Source organism: Priestia sp. SIMBA_032 (assembly GCF_046535215.1).
Classification (GTDB): Bacteria; Bacillota; Bacilli; order Bacillales; family Bacillaceae_H; genus Priestia; species Priestia aryabhattai.
Map to the genome: position 1 here is coordinate 1 of NZ_JAWRXD010000194.1, position 396 is coordinate 396.

Sequence of the window (396 nt, forward strand, 5' to 3'; positions counted from 1 at the left end):
GTACGGGAAAGTTTGCGACAGCAATTCAAATGGCAAAGAGTTTCCTCTGTTCTCAGCGGAATGGAGTAGAGCCCTGTCATGTATGCACAAATTGTAAGCGAATTGATTCAGGTAACCACCCTAACTTACATATTGTAAAACCAGACGGATTATCTATTAAGAAGCAGCAAATTCATGATTTACAAGAAGAGTTTTCAAAAACAGGATTAGAGGCAAATAAAAAATTATATATTATTGAGCACGCAGATCGTATGACGGCAAATGCGGCAAATACACTTTTGAAATTTTTAGAAGAACCAAGTAGTGATACAACCGCTATTTTACTTACTGAACAAAGTCATCAAATTTTAAATACGATTTTATCTCGTTGCCAAGTTGTTACGTTTAGACCGTTAC

At 35.9% G+C, this 396-nt stretch carries 1 pseudogene; it reads left to right on the top strand.

Annotated elements, in window-relative coordinates:
• Window positions 1-396, top strand: a pseudogene (locus SB717_RS33970) (DNA polymerase III subunit delta'); the annotation flags it as partial.